Raw genomic sequence first — 13,638 nt, 5'->3', positions numbered from 1 at the left:
CGCACTAAAAAGTTCATTAATGCAATTAGTACCTTGGCTCTTAAGTTCAGTGATAATTGCACTAGTGCTTGCACTTGCCATCGCAGCTAAATCACAACTGACAACGGCGGCTTGGCTGCGCATCATAAATTGATTAAGTTGTTGTGGCTGCTTTTGCAACTCAGCTATAGGGGCTTTTTCATTATGTTGGTGATCTACACCGTGATGATGTGTGCGCTCAACTTCTGCATTTTTTGGTGTAAACAAGCGCTCTTGCAGGTTAGCTGATTGAGCTAAAGAGCTTGCTCCAAGTATAGGTAGCGCCAGAATTAATGTTTTAATTTTCATAATTTACCTTTGATAATTATTGTTTTCTCTATCCAACTCGGAAAGAGAAACAGTTTTGTAACATAAAATTATCACTGTATACAATATATTTTATATTTACATAACAGTGTAAGTAGATCCTGTTGATGGTTTAACGAAAGAAATAAGGTCTGAAGTTAATCTATATTTCAACTAAGAAAACAAAGTCATTAAATATTTAGGATGAGAAGTATTGCTAGAAAGGACAAAGCTGTAGATATGCGTAAATGTAAATACACCATAAACTTGTATTATGTAAAAGTAACGAAATTAACAGCTCTAAAAATTAAAATAGTTTTAAGTTGGTCACACTCAGGTCACCATTTTTGAAATGTTAGTAGATACTATCAATAAAGGAAAGGGACCAAATGGCGCTCTCGGCAGGGATCGAACCTGCAACTTAGCCTCCGGAGGGCCACGTGATATCCATTTCACCACGAGAGCACATTTGTCGTTATCAATACTGACTCGCGATATCAGCATGACAACCCGGCAATGATAATGGCATCTTGCGCTAAATGCTAGCATCAAGGCCTTTATATGCACACAAATTCAGCAATTTGCATTAAAACACTTCACTTTCGTGCAGAACCAAGGTATTAACGTATACTTAATAAAATTAATAACAAGGTGGCAGTATTGCCATGTAAGGGGAATTTGATCATGAGTTTAATGTCTACAGAGCAAGTCGCGGAATTTTTGGGTGTAAAAGTTGAACGCGTAAAGCGCCTTGCTCGCGAACATTTACTGATCTCGAAATCACAAGATGACAAAGGGGAGCCTTTGTTTGAACAAGAAGATGTAAAAAAATATAAAGAACTTGCTGAGCGAATTGGCGGTCTTTAATTTTTAGCTTTTTCTATGAAGTGGTTAAGCTGTGTTAGCAGTGGCGCCACTTTATCCATCGCACCACGTTGTTCATACCAACAAATACATAAAAGTAAAAACAGCGCATGAAATGCCGCGAGCTTTTCAACTGATAAGTAAAACTCGTGATGTTCGCACACTAACGCTTGGTAATGTTTAAGTAACGCCAGTTGCTGCTCATCATTTAACGCAAAGCTCACCACCAGCGCAGCTAAGTCAAAGTAAACATCGTTGCTTTTGGCATATTCAAAGTCGATTAAAAACATACCCGTCTCATTCACAATGATATTTTCTTTCACTAAATCATTATGACAAAAGCCCATGTCTTTAGGTGCACTATCAATATAAGCCAGTGACTGCTTAATTAGCTCTGCGTGTTGCTGGTATCGCGCTGTTTGCTGGTAGTAGTTAATTTCATAAGCAATATTCATCGGCTCGGTTAGCACAGGGTAACGGTGTAAATTAACTAAGTCGGGCAATAAGCTACTACAAAATTCACCGCTGGCAATACTACCTGCCACGTATTCGAAAATAGCCGTGTCGGTTGCTTGTTCTAACCAAAGTGGGGCTGGGCAGCAGCTTTGCTTTGCAAAATGCGCTTGCGCTGCAAGACCAATCGCCGGCCAGTGGTCGCGATAGTGCTTAACCAAAAAATCTTGGCTTGCTGTTTTTACTAGGTAGTTATCATTGCTTAACCCCTCAACCAGTGGACTGATTGAGGTGATAACTAAACGTGAGTTGAAGCGCGTAAAAAGCGCGTGAATTTGTTGCTCAGTTTTCATCTATAGCTGTGCAAGCGGCTTAGCCTGATGCTGCTCGTATTCTTCATACCAAGTTTTAAAGCCCCATGCGGCCATAATGGTGTAAAACACGAAAAGTACTAAGGTTGGGTAATACCCTTTTTCAAAGTACAGATACATAGATGCTGCATCAATTACAATCCAGTACAACCAGTTTTCCAGCACCTTCTTGGCAACAAGGTAGGTTGTCACCACCGCAAAACAGGTGGTAAAGCTGTCTAGATAAGCAAAATCAGCGTGAGTGTAATTGGTCATCACAAAACCAATGGCAACTGAGGCCAGTGAGGTGGCAAGCAAAATCACCGCATGGCGCTTTAACGACCATGAAATAATGGGCAGATGATCTTTATTGTCCACGCCCCTGCGCCAAACGACCCAACCATATACCGCCATATACATGTAGTAAAAATTAAGTAGCGACTCCATCAACAGTGCGCCATTCCAGTACATTACGGTATAAATAAAGGTGCTTACAAACGCGGCAGGCCAACACCATAAGCTTTCTTTAATCGCTAACAGCAAATACGCCACCGATAAAGCAACGGCAATATATTCCCAATGCGACATGGCAGTAAAGCCTGAGAAGGTTTCGCTTAAAAATTCCATAACACGCGCTACTGTTGGCTTTAGTCTTCGCTAGGCGACAAGTCACCATGTAAGAATTTACAGACGAAAATAGCTTTACCAAACTCTTCATAAGAACGTTTGATTTCAGTATTAAGTACAGACATCACTAAATCATAGTCACCAAAAATCTGAGTAGATAAGGTGTTGGTGATCACTTTAAGCCCTTCATAACTGTTTACACGGTCAATAAAACCTTTGATAAACGGAATGTAGTCTTGATGTAGTGGGTACTTACTGATCTCTACTGAAAGTTTCATTATGAGTTACCGAGTCTTTAAAAAGTATTGCATTGTAACCCGCTTGTACTAACAAGTCATGGCTATGGTTATTTTTTAGTGTAAAATCAGCCCCGATAAACATTGAGGATTCATTATGGCACGCCGCATCACTTACAAATTTAAAAACCAGCCTCGCGAAATCAATTTTGCAAAAGATAAATACCGCGATATGTACCATGCGATCGCAGCGGCTGAAGGTATTGATTTAACTAATTACTTAAAGATGGAACAACAAGTCGAAATGACTTCAAAAGGCTCTGCGGCGGTACGTAACTTTCGTGACCAAGAATTCGCACGAATGGGTTTCAGTGACGTGTATTTTATTAAAGAGTAACAAAGTTACTCTTGATACTCGTAGCTGACTCGTGGGGTGATATTACAGAGTAATTCGTAAGGAATAGTTGTTGCGCACTGGGCAATCTCTTCAACGGGAAGCTCTGGCCCCCACATGATCACCTCATCACCCACTTTTATGTTGTCGCGGTTATCACCAATATCCACCGTGATCATGTCCATCGCCACACTGCCAACAATACCATAGCGTTGTGATTTGATAACCACAGGTGTGCCCTGCTCGGCATGGCGTGGATAACCATCCCCATAGCCCATCGCAACCACCGCAAGCTTAGTCGGTTTATCGCTATGCCAGCGTCCGCCATAGCCAACACACTGATCGGCATCGACATCGCGTATCGCGATAACTCGCGTAGTCAAACGCATAACAGGCTCCAGTCCGTGCTGCTGCCCTACACCATTAAGCATTGGCGATACGCCATAAAGCATCAAGCCAGGACGCACCCACTCACCATGACCTTTTGGCCAAGCAATAATACCAGCAGAGTTTGCAAGGCAATGCTGCTCACTTTTGCCATCTGCCAGTGAATCAAATAAGGCAATTTGCTGAGCGGTTTTTTCATCATTGATGTCATCGGCGCACGAGAAATGCGTCATTAACTTAATGTCATCACGGGCATTCTGGCTTGCTTTTAAGCGACTGTAGAAAGACTCAAATTGCGATGGCGCAATACCCAGTCGATGCATCCCAGTATTCACCTTTAACCAGCATGCAATTGGTGCATCAAGGCTTGTGTTTTCAAGCGTTGCGAGCTGATTTTCATCATGAATAATGGTTTGAAAGTTATTGGCAAGCAAGATAGGTAAATCATCTTGATGAAAAAAACCCTCAAGCAGTACAATCGGTTTTGTCAGTCCACCTGCACGTAGCGCTAACGCTTCGTCTATTCGCGCAACCGCAAATGCGTCGGCATCATTTAGGTATTGGGCAATTTTAACTAAGCCATGGCCATAGGCATTGGCTTTAAGCACCGCCATTACTTTGCAACCAGGCGCAAAGCGCTTCACTTGCGCTAAATTATGAGCAAGTGCTTGTAGGTTGATTTCGGCAATGGCTAAGCGCATTAGTATTCGTCGTCCATAGCTGGACCCGCGTAGTTATCAAAACGCGAGAATTGACCTTGGAAGGTTAAACGTACTTTACCGATTGGGCCGTTACGTTGCTTACCTATGATGATTTCGGCCACGCCTTTTTCTGCACTGTCTTCGTTATATACTTCATCACGGTAAATAAACATGATTAAGTCGGCATCCTGCTCGATTGAGCCTGATTCACGTAAGTCGGAGTTGATTGGGCGTTTATCGGCACGTTGCTCTAGGGTACGGTTAAGCTGCGATAGTGCAATAACCGGACACTGCAGTTCTTTTGCCAGTGCTTTTAATGAACGAGAGATTTCAGCGATCTCTAAGGTACGGTTATCCGACAAGCTTGGCACACGCATTAGCTGCAAGTAATCGACCATGATCATACTAATACCGCCATGGTCACGGGCAATACGACGTGCACGTGAACGCACATCTGTTGGTGTTAGGCCCGATGCATCATCAACATACATCTTACCTTTTTCCATCAACAAGCCCATGGTTGACGACAGGCGCGCCCAATCGTCATCATCTAGCTGACCGGTACGAACCTTAGTTTGGTTAATACGACCTAGCGATGCCAGCATCCTCATCATGATTTGCTCTGAAGGCATCTCTAATGAGTAAATAAGTACAGGCTTGTCTTGGGTCATAGCGGCGTGTTCGGCTAAGTTCATCGCAAAGGTTGTTTTACCCATCGATGGACGTGCCGCCACAATGATAAGGTCAGAAGGCTGCATACCCGCCGTCATTTTATCCAGATCGGTATAGCCGGTACTTACACCCGTCACACCATCTTGTGGCGACTGATAAAGCTCTTCAATCTTATCAACGGTTTTTTCTAAGATACTGTGTAAGTTTTGTGGGCCTTCGGTGCTTTTACTACGCTGCTCAGCAATTTTGAATACTTTACTTTCAGCAAAATCAAGCAGGTCATGACTAGTTCGCCCCTCGGGGCTAAAACCAGCTTCTGCAATTTCGTTCGCAACACCAATCATTTCACGAATAACAGCGCGCTCTCGCACGATATTCGCGTAAGCATCAATGTTCGCCGCACTTGGCGTGTTCTTGGCAATTTCAGCAAGGTAGGCGAAACCACCAACACTACTTAACTGATTGTTTTTCTCTAAGCTCTCAGAAATAGTGATCAAATCGATTGGATCACCACCTTCAGCAAGATTCACCATTGCTTCAAAAATGAGCTTATGGGTGCGGGTATAAAAATCCTGTGCAACCACTAACTCAGCAACACGGTCAAACGCTTGATTATCAAGCATTAAACCACCTAAAACAGATTGCTCAGCTTCTATTGAATGGGGAGGGACTTTTAACGTATCGACTTGCTTATCTGGTTTGGCCATAACATCACAAAACTAAAATTGAATGGCTCTATTCTATCTACTTGCTAAGGCTCTGCAAATAGTTAATACCAATCGACTTAAATATTTGGTCAATCTAGCGTGCTAAATAAAGCGCTAACTGCGTTAGAAATGTCTAAAGTAGAGTAACTACATGTCAAAATTTCTGCCTTGTTATCACTTCATTTATCTGTCGCTATTTAAGACCAACAACTTAACACGATTGGTATGAGCGGGAAGTCTTCCCGCTTTATTGTAATTGAGTGAAATATTGTAATTGAGTGAACTGTAATCTTTATTTCTGTTTACGAAGTTCAATGCGTCCGCTAATCGTATCCATTTCTATATCAGCATCCCCACCGTTAATACTAAATTCTAAGTCGCTAGATGGGCCGTATTTCGCCTTCGTTGCTCTGTCATCACTAAGCTCATTAACGATTTTACCGTTAGCGTGAGCTTCAATCTCAAACGTTGCCGATACATCAGCTGGGAAATAAAATTCTGCATCACCACTGACTGATTCAAAACGAATATTGGCATCTGCTAGCAGCTTGTTGATGTGAACCTCAGCTTCACCATTTACGGTATTAATGCGCAGCTTTTTAATTGCATCAAAAGCAAAGTCGATATCACCGTTTACGTTTTCAAGACGCACATCTTGTGCTTTGGTTTTTGACTTAATGTCGCCATTCACCGCAGTAAAGCGTAAAGCACCTTGTGAGTTTTTATCGTTAATTTCACCATTAACGGTTTCAAAGCGAATATCACCGCTTAAATCATGAGCATTCACATCACCATTAACCGTTTCAAAGCTCATGTTGCCGCGAATATCTTGCACTGTGATATCACCGTTGACGGTATCAATCTCTGCGCCCGCTTCAAGCTCTTTAGCACTAACTGTGACATTCACCCCAGCAAATTCAAGCTCACTGCTTTTTGGCATGTAAATGGTTAAACGAGAACCGTCACCACTATTCCAGCCACCTAAGTTACGCGGCATTTTTACGATAAATTCAACACGGCTGCCTTCAACCTCTAAACGATAGCCTTGTGCTTTATCGTCAAGCTCACCTTCGATTTTAAGTTGTGGTTTATCCCACCCTTCAATGCGTACATCACCACGTTGGTTTTCAATAAAAATGCGTTTATTTGCAGGTACATCAATTTGTTCATTAATGGTTTGTCCTGCCATTGCCATCAGTGGCAGTAATCCTAAAGTTAAGGCTAGTAATTTCATAATTGTCACTCCTAAATCGTTTGCCACTTCGGTGCATGCACCTTGTTAATTAAGTCCAGTTGTTGCTGATAAACCTGCGACAGCATTTGTAATAAAGCTGGGTTTTCAGGTTCATTCTCAAGTGCTTGCTTAATGGCACTTTCGGCTTCTTCTAACTCTTTTAGTTGCTGCTGCCAGTTATCGGTTAACGCAGGTTGATTTTGATACTGCACCAACAAGCCTTGCTTTTGCTTAGTAAAATAATCGCTCATTGCCATCATGCTATTTGGCTCACCTTGGCCAACAAAAAGCTGTACGGTCAATAGTGCGGCAATACAACAAGCGGCAACTGCAGCGAGTTTATTCCAGCCATGGTTTGGCTTCTCAGTTTGCTCTGGTTGCCCTGTTGCAATTGCTCGCTCAACACCGGGCCAGAGATCTTTGTCTGGGCTAATATCTTGCTTATGGTTAAGCGAGTCATTTAAAAATTGTTCAAATTCTGGCTTACTCATTTTCATACCACTCTTTTAATAACTGCCTTGCACGGTGAAATTGCGATTTACTTGAACCGACTGCCATATCAAGCATGCTTGCTATCTCTTCATGGCGATAGCCTTCAATTGCATGAAGTACAAACACCATACGTGCTCGCTCAGGTAGTCTCAGTACTAATTTGTCAAGGCCGTTAAAGCCGTCGCAATCTGCTGCGCTTTGCTCATCCATACCGCTTTGTTCAAAACTCACTACTTTTTGAAACCAGCTTTTATGTTTGCGAATGTAGCTAATCGCAATATTGCTAGTAACACTGTGTAACCAAGTCGAAAATTGTGAGCGTCCATCAAAGTTCGCGATTTTGTGCCACAACTGTACAAACACTTCTTGTGTTGCATCTTCTGCGTGCTCTTTGTCCGCAAGTAATCGCAAACAAAGGCTATAAACCCGCTTCACATGCAACTCATAAAGTGTTGCATAGGCTGCTTGATCACCGCTTTTTACGCGCTCTATCAAGGCATGCTCACTTTGCTGGGCGAACGCTTGTTCTGCATCTATCAACATCCTGGATGTTGTCCTTTATGATTATTGTTGTGAATTTAGTGTATTAGACGTAAGGAGGGATTCAAAAGGTTTAAATGAAATTAAATTTTTTTGTGTAAGCTACAAATAATTGAGCTTACACAATTTTATTTGGGGATTTACGTTATTCGGCAGGTGATGCTTCGCTTTCTTCTTCAGTTGTTTCTGCGGTTTTGTAGCTCCAACCTAAAAATACGATACGTGCCGAAGAAGCAGGCGTGCCGCCATTTTGTACTTGTAATAAACCCGCATCATAGTGAGCACCACTGCCCCCTGTTGCGGTAATTGTAGAGCCACGTACACTACCAAACAGCTCACCACTTCCCGATAGCTTCACCGTTGTCAAAGGGGCATAAATAGCCGCATATAAATTCGCAGCACCGCTAAATTGCACGCCATTTACACCATTAAATGATGAGTAGAATGATAACGACGGATGACCACTAGTAGTTAATCCTTCTTGCTCAGTAATAACTTTTGCGCCTGCGCCAATATTGACTTTTCCGGTTAATAACACAGTTAAACTACTGTCTTTTTTAATAGTCAGTGTTGTGCTCCCCGCCATCGAAAAGTCACCATCAATCAATAAAATAACATCACCACCAGAAACTTCCATTTTGCCGTCACTGGTCATTTTGAGTCTATCAAGAGCAAAAATATACTCTTTGCTATTGCTACCATTAGCTTGGTTCTGTGCTTTAGAGTTAAACAAGAAAACATCAGCAAGGCTTGGCATAATAACTTGGCTACCACCGCGACTAAAATAGCCCTTTTCAGTATTAAGCTTAAATTGTTGCGTAGGACCTACAGAAATAGAGCTGTAACTGCTTACTTGATCTGTGATGCCTGTCATTTTCTCTGGCAAAATTAACGGGTCGCAACTGGTATCTGGGTTTGTAGGGTCATAATCAGGTGCAGCTGGATCGGCTACAGTTACCGGTTCAACATTCGGGTTCACGTTAAATTTACGATCACTATAATGCACACCATCTTGCTGGTTATTGCTGGTATCTTTAAAATCGCCTGAACCGCCATACATAATATCCAACGCTTCGCCTTGGCTATTCGTGATGAATGTTGACCACTGCATTTTTGCATCACCATTGGCTCGCACAACCCCCGAAACAGTCCCGCCACGATGGGTATAATAACCACGGGTATAGACATTACCGTCTACACGTAAACCACTGCCAGGAGAGATATAAACACCGGAGTTCGAATGGATATTACCAATAATTGGTGATGAGCCATTTAAGTAAATAACTCCGGTCGCTTTTACATCGCCCTTTATCGGTGAATGACCCGATAGCACTACATCTGAATCGCCAGCAATGGTTGAAACATCACCATCATTCGACTTTGTTTCTTCGTAGCTGCCTTTACTCGAATCATAGCTGTCGATACTACCACTGCCCGATAAATCGACTCCCTTACAGCCCACCATCGCATTAGTGAAAACAGAACTACCTTTCGCACCTTGTACTGCAAAACGGGCGACTAAGTTACTTTGCGCGTCACCATCAAATCGTTGCCCCAAGCTTGCAATTTCAAGCTCACCAGCAGCGTTTTGACTTAAACTGGCATTAAAAATGGCATCATCAGCAATAACACCAGAGCCCGATGCGTTACTGGTTTTACTGATCAAATCTTCAACCGCTAATACACCTTCATCATTCAAGGTTTGTTGCAGTAACTTAGCTTGTTCAAACACACCTTTTTCAGCCATTAAGCGGCTGTTTAATTTCTTTTGAAAGTTGCCACTTAAACGTTCTTGAACAACGTTTTCACGTAGCGAACTAAGCACCACTATGCTAGCCATACTGGTCAAGATCAACACTGTAATTAGGGTAAAACCATTTTGCTTGTTATACACTGCCAGCTCCGTATGCTTTGACTAATATTGCATTAGTTAAGGCAATATCAATGTTAATACCATTACCGAACTGAGCTGGTAAATCATTTGGCTTTACAGTGACTGTGACAAGCTCACCGGCGATATCAAATGACAAAGCTTCGATTCCTGTCAGTAATCGCTCTGAGGCAGCACCATCGAGTGAACACATTAAGTTGCTACCATTTAAGCTATATACTTCAACCACCTGCGCAGTTGTCGCAGAGCCATCACAAGCAATCACTCCGCTAGGTTGAGTAATGGTAATCGTGCTTTTATCTGCACTGATGGTCGGTGTTAGTTGTGTCTGCTTTATGCTGCGGGTGAATACTTTACTGGTATAGCGAATCACTTCTTGAGCGTTTTCCAGCTCTTTACTTACTTCAATCGTGCTTTTTATCGCCGAGTAAGACAAGCTCACTCCCGCTAATAAAAAAGCGCCGGCAGCCAATGCCACCATCAGTTCAACTAAGGTAAAACCCTGAACGTGTTTATTCATGAGCACACCGCCGTTAAATCAGGAAAACTGGCATTTAGACTAATTTGATTTTCTGCATTATCTGTCATGCGTTTATCAACCCAAGCCACATTAACTTGCATATCATCACTGTAAGTAGCTGGGATCGTAAGCTGATAATCACTAACTTGTGGCGCGAGCGAAGCTCTAAATGTCGCGTCTTGAAAAAGTGCGGTATTAGTTTTTTGAATTTCACAAATGCGTGGCCACAAACGCTCAATGGTATTTTGCCCTTGAATAAGTGACACAGTGTAATCAAAACTATTGGTTGCATATTGCAGCGATTTTAGCTGCGCTGCCGCCAAGCCTAATAATGCGATGCCAGCGATCACCACTGAAATCATCACTTCTAATAATGAAAAGCCTGCCTGCTTATTCATGCACATCCTCGCTGTGAATTTTCTACTAACCAGTTTTGGCCACTTTTAAGCACACACATCACGTAATCAGTGGTATTTGTGTGCTCATCTTTCACTAAAATTTCAGCTTGTTTATCAACTTCGCCACTGGCACTAATGGCCAATGCGACTAAATTGACGGCAACGCCGCTTTTTGTGACCGAAAATTCTTTTAAAACCGTGTCTACGCCGCCCTCGTTGAGGGTCACTTGCCAACTATTATTACTAACAACTAGGTTAATAGGTTTGTCGCGTTTGACCGCTTCACTGCGTGCAAATTTATAAGCACTATTTAATTGATTTGCAGTAGTTACGACGCGATCTTGCAAAATTTGCTGACTAAAAGACGGGAAAGCAAGGGCTGCCATAATGCCAATAACACTCAGCACAACCATTAACTCAATTAAGGTAAACCCTGCAATTCGACGCAATTGTGTTACTCCCAGCAATCACTAAATGAAGCGCTATAACTACCATCATGTTTAACGGTTAAGTCACCACAGCGATCACTCGCTTGCGCCGAACCCGATTTAGGAGCGGCTTTTAAACTGTAGCCACGATTTTTAAAATCGCTTACAGCACCTGATACTTTATCTGTTGCTGTGTAAGTAAGGGTGTAATAGTCAGTATTTTGAGTTGCAAATGCATTGGGGTAGCCGCCATTTCGTGAATAAATTCGTTCAAGACTGGCGCTGTATTGCAGTAACTCTTGTTGAATATCAGCACGGCGACTACGTTGCATGTGCTCAGTGTAAGCAGGCAGTGCTACGCTATACAGAATCCCTAAAATAGCGATCACGATAAGAATTTCTACTAATGTAAATCCTGTCTGTTTACCTATTCCATGTGGTACTAATGCACTTTTCAACCTCAACCCCTTAATACTTTTTAACCAGCACAATATAAATGACAGCGCTGTCAGTGTCAATTTTAACCAATTTACTTTTACTCATTCGATTATACTAATAAGAAAAATAAAATTAAGAAAAAAGAACGTATGTTTGTGAAATAGGTAAGATTATAGGATTGGTATTTGTCTGTTTAAAATATAGAAACCAATACTATTGGATGATAACTGAAGAAGCAATAGCGGTACAAAATGCTACAATTTATAAATTTCAGGCACAAAAAAGCCGCACCTAAGTGCGGCTTTTTTTACTTAATATTGCTATTAAGCTTCAGCGATAACGATTACTTTGATAGTAGCCGATACGTCTGAGTGTACTGCGATTGCTACGTCAAATTCGCCAGTCTCACGGATAGTACCTAGAGGTAAACGAACTTCTGATTTAGCAACTTCAACGCCAACAGCTGAAATAGCTTCAGCGATGTCGCGAGTACCGATAGAACCGAATAACTTGCCTTCGTCACCAGCTTTAGAAACTAGTGTAACTTCAGCTAATGCTTCTAACTTGTCAGCGCGAGCTTGAGCAGCAGCTAGATCTTCAGCGATCTTAGCTTCTAAATCAGCACGACGTGCTTCGAAAGTTTCGATGTTAGCTTTAGTTGCAGGAACTGCCTTACCTTGTGGGAAAAGGAAGTTACGTGCGAAGCCAGATTTAACTACAACCTGGTCACCTAGGCCACCTAGGTTTGCGATCTTGTCTAGTAGAATAACTTGCATGTCTCTACACCTTTTAAAAACTGTTAATCCGCTGCTTACTTATGTAAGTCAGTGTATGGAAGAAGGGCTAAGTAGCGAGCACGCTTGATAGCAGTTGCTAGCTGACGCTGATATTTAGCGCTAGTACCTGTGATACGGCTAGGTACGATTTTGCCACTTTCTGTAACATAGTTTCTAAGAGTAGCTAGATCTTTATAATCGATTTGTTGTACGCCTTCCGCTTTGAAGCGGCAGAACTTACGACGTCTGAAATAACGTGCCATGAGTAAAATTCCTCAAAAAATTCTTTCTATATGTTGAGCATGCAAGACCAATTGGCTTAAGCCGTTTCGGCCCTCGTGACGGTTTAAAAACCCCGTCACTTGCACTTGTTGCCCAACGTGCAATTGTTGAGTTTGTTGTTGCATTGGCGTGCCGCTGGCAACAACTTGAAGCCTGACATAACTATTACGGTTAAGGTCTGCTTCAACTTGCATCGATTTATGTTCAAGAACAAAAATACAATGCGGTATACCAGCAGGGCTTTGACTATATTTAGGTGTTTTACAAACAACCCCAGATAGTGTCAGCTGATTCATATAAGGATTAAGCGGTTGGCTCATCTTTTTGTCTCAACTGCAAGCGCCATGCTTGAACTCAAAACGATTAAGCAGCTGGTGCTTCTTTCTTCTCTTCTTTCGCAAGAGGAGATGCTTCAGTTACAGCGTCTTTAGTACGCATAACTAAGTTACGAAGCACTGCATCGTTGTAGCGGAAAGTAGTTTCTAGCTCGCTGATTACTTCAGTAGGTGCTTCAACGTTCATAAGAACATAATGAGCTTTGTGAAGCTTGTCGATTGGGTAAGCCAATTGACGACGGCCCCAGTCTTCAAGACGGTGGATAGTACCACCAGCTTCAGTGATAGAACCAGTATAACGTTCGATCATACCAGGTACTTGCTCACTCTGATCAGGGTGAACCATGAATACGATTTCGTAATGACGCATGGATATTCCTTACGGTTAATAGAGCCTTCTACCGTTTCGGCCAGTCGGTTTAAGGCAAGGAATTAAATTTAATAAGCCGAAATGAGCGCGCATTTTACGCTTAGATTGATAATTAAGCAAGATAAAACAGCAAGCCAAGCTAGATTATTGTGCCCTATTAAGATTTTCTAAACGCTAAAAACAAAAAACCCAGCCGAGGCTGGGTTTTTGATATTCTGA

At 42.1% G+C, this 13,638-nt stretch carries 19 protein-coding genes, 1 tRNA gene and 1 pseudogene; 2 read left to right on the top strand and 19 right to left on the bottom strand.

Annotation, left to right across the window (positions count from 1 at the left end):
- Together CWB80_RS21050 and CWB80_RS21045 are read right to left on the bottom strand one after the other, a co-directional pair.
- Positions 1–327, bottom strand: a pseudogene (locus CWB80_RS21050) (collagenase); the annotation flags it as partial.
- 387 nt (positions 328–714) lie between these two features.
- Positions 715–789, bottom strand: a tRNA-Arg gene (locus tag CWB80_RS21045).
- A 219-nt stretch (positions 790–1,008) separates the two neighbouring features.
- Here CWB80_RS21045 and CWB80_RS21040 point away from each other — a divergent pair.
- The gene (locus tag CWB80_RS21040; protein WP_054554205.1) at positions 1,009–1,191 is read left to right on the top strand and encodes a helix-turn-helix domain-containing protein; all 183 of its coding nucleotides are present in this window, start codon (positions 1,009–1,011) and stop codon (positions 1,189–1,191) included.
- Here the strand turns inward: CWB80_RS21040 and CWB80_RS21035 are convergent.
- From CWB80_RS21035 to CWB80_RS21025, 3 genes are read right to left on the bottom strand one after another with little or no spacing between them, the layout of a single operon-like run.
- Positions 1,188–1,994, bottom strand: a complete 807-nt coding sequence (locus tag CWB80_RS21035) for a phosphotransferase family protein (RefSeq protein ID WP_138601286.1) — start codon at positions 1,992–1,994, stop codon at positions 1,188–1,190. The genes CWB80_RS21040 and CWB80_RS21035 overlap by 4 nt on opposite strands.
- Positions 1,995–2,618 carry a nicotinamide riboside transporter PnuC gene (gene pnuC, locus CWB80_RS21030; RefSeq protein WP_138601283.1) on the bottom strand — a complete coding sequence of 208 codons (624 nt, stop codon included), beginning with the start codon at positions 2,616–2,618 and terminating at the stop codon, positions 1,995–1,997.
- A gap of 20 nt (positions 2,619–2,638) precedes the next feature.
- Entirely contained in the window at positions 2,639–2,896 is a 258-nt protein-coding gene (locus CWB80_RS21025) for a YkoF family thiamine/hydroxymethylpyrimidine-binding protein (RefSeq protein WP_054563401.1), read from the bottom strand.
- Between the two features lie 115 nt (positions 2,897–3,011).
- On the opposite strand from CWB80_RS21025, the gene CWB80_RS21020 reads away from it, so the two are divergent.
- Positions 3,012–3,251, top strand: a complete 240-nt coding sequence (locus CWB80_RS21020) for a DUF2960 domain-containing protein (protein WP_054554201.1) — start codon at positions 3,012–3,014, stop codon at positions 3,249–3,251.
- Positions 3,252–3,256: 5 nt separating this feature from the next.
- Here CWB80_RS21020 and alr read toward each other — a convergent pair whose 3' ends face one another.
- The 14 genes from alr to rpsF form a co-directional block, all read right to left on the bottom strand.
- Positions 3,257–4,336, bottom strand: coding sequence for an alanine racemase (gene alr / locus CWB80_RS21015; RefSeq protein WP_138601280.1), 1,080 nt, complete (start codon positions 4,334–4,336; stop codon positions 3,257–3,259).
- Entirely contained in the window at positions 4,336–5,715 is a 1,380-nt protein-coding gene (dnaB, locus tag CWB80_RS21010) for a replicative DNA helicase (protein WP_054554199.1), read from the bottom strand. Before dnaB ends, alr begins: the two co-directional genes overlap by 1 nt.
- A gap of 292 nt (positions 5,716–6,007) precedes the next feature.
- A complete protein-coding gene (locus CWB80_RS21005; protein WP_138601277.1) occupies positions 6,008–6,949 on the bottom strand; it encodes a DUF4097 family beta strand repeat-containing protein in 942 nt (313 codons plus the stop codon).
- Positions 6,950–6,960: 11 nt separating this feature from the next.
- On the bottom strand, positions 6,961–7,446 hold the full coding sequence (locus CWB80_RS21000) for a hypothetical protein (RefSeq protein ID WP_082389308.1): 486 nt from the start codon (positions 7,444–7,446) through the stop codon (positions 6,961–6,963).
- The gene (locus tag CWB80_RS20995) at positions 7,433–7,984 is read right to left on the bottom strand and encodes an RNA polymerase sigma factor (protein ID WP_054554197.1); all 552 of its coding nucleotides are present in this window, start codon (positions 7,982–7,984) and stop codon (positions 7,433–7,435) included. The genes CWB80_RS21000 and CWB80_RS20995 overlap by 14 nt, the downstream gene beginning before the upstream one ends.
- Before the next feature lie 142 nt (positions 7,985–8,126).
- Positions 8,127–9,875, bottom strand: coding sequence for a DUF7305 domain-containing protein (locus CWB80_RS20990; protein ID WP_235523717.1), 1,749 nt, complete (start codon positions 9,873–9,875; stop codon positions 8,127–8,129).
- Positions 9,868–10,392, bottom strand: a complete 525-nt coding sequence (locus CWB80_RS20985) for a prepilin-type N-terminal cleavage/methylation domain-containing protein (protein WP_138601275.1) — start codon at positions 10,390–10,392, stop codon at positions 9,868–9,870. The genes CWB80_RS20990 and CWB80_RS20985 overlap by 8 nt, the downstream gene beginning before the upstream one ends.
- The gene (locus CWB80_RS20980; RefSeq protein ID WP_138601272.1) at positions 10,389–10,790 is read right to left on the bottom strand and encodes a type IV pilus modification PilV family protein; all 402 of its coding nucleotides are present in this window, start codon (positions 10,788–10,790) and stop codon (positions 10,389–10,391) included. Before CWB80_RS20980 ends, CWB80_RS20985 begins: the two co-directional genes overlap by 4 nt.
- Positions 10,787–11,239, bottom strand: a complete 453-nt coding sequence (locus tag CWB80_RS20975; RefSeq protein WP_054554194.1) for a GspH/FimT family pseudopilin — start codon at positions 11,237–11,239, stop codon at positions 10,787–10,789. Before CWB80_RS20975 ends, CWB80_RS20980 begins: the two co-directional genes overlap by 4 nt.
- A gap of 5 nt (positions 11,240–11,244) precedes the next feature.
- On the bottom strand, positions 11,245–11,676 hold the full coding sequence (locus tag CWB80_RS20970) for a type IV pilin protein (RefSeq protein WP_222938086.1): 432 nt from the start codon (positions 11,674–11,676) through the stop codon (positions 11,245–11,247).
- A 303-nt stretch (positions 11,677–11,979) separates the two neighbouring features.
- Complete coding sequence (gene rplI, locus CWB80_RS20965) at positions 11,980–12,432, bottom strand: 50S ribosomal protein L9 (RefSeq protein WP_054554192.1); 453 nt, start codon at positions 12,430–12,432, stop codon at positions 11,980–11,982.
- A gap of 35 nt (positions 12,433–12,467) precedes the next feature.
- A complete protein-coding gene (rpsR, locus tag CWB80_RS20960) occupies positions 12,468–12,695 on the bottom strand; it encodes a 30S ribosomal protein S18 (protein WP_002962753.1) in 228 nt (75 codons plus the stop codon).
- Between the two features lie 12 nt (positions 12,696–12,707).
- Positions 12,708–13,010: a primosomal replication protein N gene (priB, locus tag CWB80_RS20955; RefSeq protein WP_036973732.1), complete on the bottom strand. Its 303-nt coding sequence runs from the start codon at positions 13,008–13,010 to the stop codon at positions 12,708–12,710.
- 67 nt (positions 13,011–13,077) lie between these two features.
- Positions 13,078–13,419 carry a 30S ribosomal protein S6 gene (gene rpsF / locus CWB80_RS20950; protein ID WP_036973113.1) on the bottom strand — a complete coding sequence of 114 codons (342 nt, stop codon included), beginning with the start codon at positions 13,417–13,419 and terminating at the stop codon, positions 13,078–13,080.
- Positions 13,420–13,638: the final 219 nt, after the last annotated feature.

The organism is Pseudoalteromonas sp. S1650, assembly GCF_005887195.1.
Lineage (GTDB): Bacteria > Pseudomonadota > Gammaproteobacteria > Enterobacterales > Alteromonadaceae > Pseudoalteromonas > Pseudoalteromonas simplex.
This window is presented reverse-complemented; position numbering and strand designations above follow the sequence as displayed.

Excerpts from the sequence above, each read along its gene's own strand:
- CWB80_RS21040 (WP_054554205.1), top strand. The coding sequence starts at position 1,009 with ATGAGTTTAATGTCTACAGAGCAAGTCGCGGAATTTTTGGGTGTAAAA.
- CWB80_RS21035 (WP_138601286.1), bottom strand. The coding sequence starts at position 1,994 with ATGAAAACTGAGCAACAAATTCACGCGCTTTTTACGCGCTTCAACTCA.
- pnuC (WP_138601283.1), bottom strand. The coding sequence starts at position 2,618 with ATGGAATTTTTAAGCGAAACCTTCTCAGGCTTTACTGCCATGTCGCAT.
- CWB80_RS21025 (WP_054563401.1), bottom strand. The coding sequence starts at position 2,896 with ATGAAACTTTCAGTAGAGATCAGTAAGTACCCACTACATCAAGACTAC.
- CWB80_RS21020 (WP_054554201.1), top strand. The coding sequence starts at position 3,012 with ATGGCACGCCGCATCACTTACAAATTTAAAAACCAGCCTCGCGAAATC.
- alr (WP_138601280.1), bottom strand. The coding sequence starts at position 4,336 with ATGCGCTTAGCCATTGCCGAAATCAACCTACAAGCACTTGCTCATAAT.
- dnaB (WP_054554199.1), bottom strand. The coding sequence starts at position 5,715 with ATGGCCAAACCAGATAAGCAAGTCGATACGTTAAAAGTCCCTCCCCAT.
- CWB80_RS21005 (WP_138601277.1), bottom strand. The coding sequence starts at position 6,949 with ATGAAATTACTAGCCTTAACTTTAGGATTACTGCCACTGATGGCAATG.
- CWB80_RS21000 (WP_082389308.1), bottom strand. The coding sequence starts at position 7,446 with ATGAAAATGAGTAAGCCAGAATTTGAACAATTTTTAAATGACTCGCTT.
- CWB80_RS20995 (WP_054554197.1), bottom strand. The coding sequence starts at position 7,984 with ATGTTGATAGATGCAGAACAAGCGTTCGCCCAGCAAAGTGAGCATGCC.
- CWB80_RS20985 (WP_138601275.1), bottom strand. The coding sequence starts at position 10,392 with ATGAATAAACACGTTCAGGGTTTTACCTTAGTTGAACTGATGGTGGCA.
- CWB80_RS20980 (WP_138601272.1), bottom strand. The coding sequence starts at position 10,790 with ATGAATAAGCAGGCAGGCTTTTCATTATTAGAAGTGATGATTTCAGTG.
- rplI (WP_054554192.1), bottom strand. The coding sequence starts at position 12,432 with ATGCAAGTTATTCTACTAGACAAGATCGCAAACCTAGGTGGCCTAGGT.
- rpsR (WP_002962753.1), bottom strand. The coding sequence starts at position 12,695 with ATGGCACGTTATTTCAGACGTCGTAAGTTCTGCCGCTTCAAAGCGGAA.
- priB (WP_036973732.1), bottom strand. The coding sequence starts at position 13,010 with ATGAATCAGCTGACACTATCTGGGGTTGTTTGTAAAACACCTAAATAT.
- rpsF (WP_036973113.1), bottom strand. The coding sequence starts at position 13,419 with ATGCGTCATTACGAAATCGTATTCATGGTTCACCCTGATCAGAGTGAG.